The following is a 576-nucleotide window of genomic DNA, read 5'->3' on the forward strand; positions in this document are numbered from 1 at the left end:
GGCGCCCAGCTCAGGCAGCACTTCGGCCAGCGCGCGCCCGCGCACCTGCTCGAAGCGCAGGCCGAAGGTGCGCGTGGCCTCGGCATTCCACACTGTGATGCGGCCCTGCGGGTCGAGCGAGATGATGCAGTCGACGCTATTCTCCAGCAGGCTGCGGGTAAACTCCTGCTCGGCCTGCAACTGGCGGTGCTGCAGTTCGGCGGCCGTCACGTCCACGGCCAGCACCACCGCCTGCTGGCCCTGCTCGTCGAAAAACGCGTAGTTCTGAAACGCGGCCGTGCGGCCGGCCGGAGTCGGAATCTCAGCCAGAAACTCGGCCTGCCCGCCGTTCAATACTTTTTCCAACTCGGGCTGGGCGGCGGGATATACTTCGTGCACGTTGCGCCCGACCAGGCTACCCGGCTCGGTGCCAATGGCCTGCAGCCCCGCCCCTACCGACTCCAGGTAGGTGCCGTCGGGCTTGAGGCGGGTGAGCACCATGGGCATGCGGTGCAGCAGGCGCTCGAGCACCAGGCTTTTGTAGTGCAGCTCGTCGGTGGCGGCGCGCTGCCGGGTCACGTCGCGCAGCACGCCGGC

General features: G+C 68.4%; 1 protein-coding gene. It reads right to left on the bottom strand.

The genetic code is table 11. The features are described from left to right. Positions 1–576: PAS domain-containing protein (locus ACYVDE_RS25705; RefSeq protein WP_460504336.1), on the bottom strand; the 576-nt coding region annotated here is incomplete at both ends.

The organism is Hymenobacter agri, from assembly GCF_054778495.1.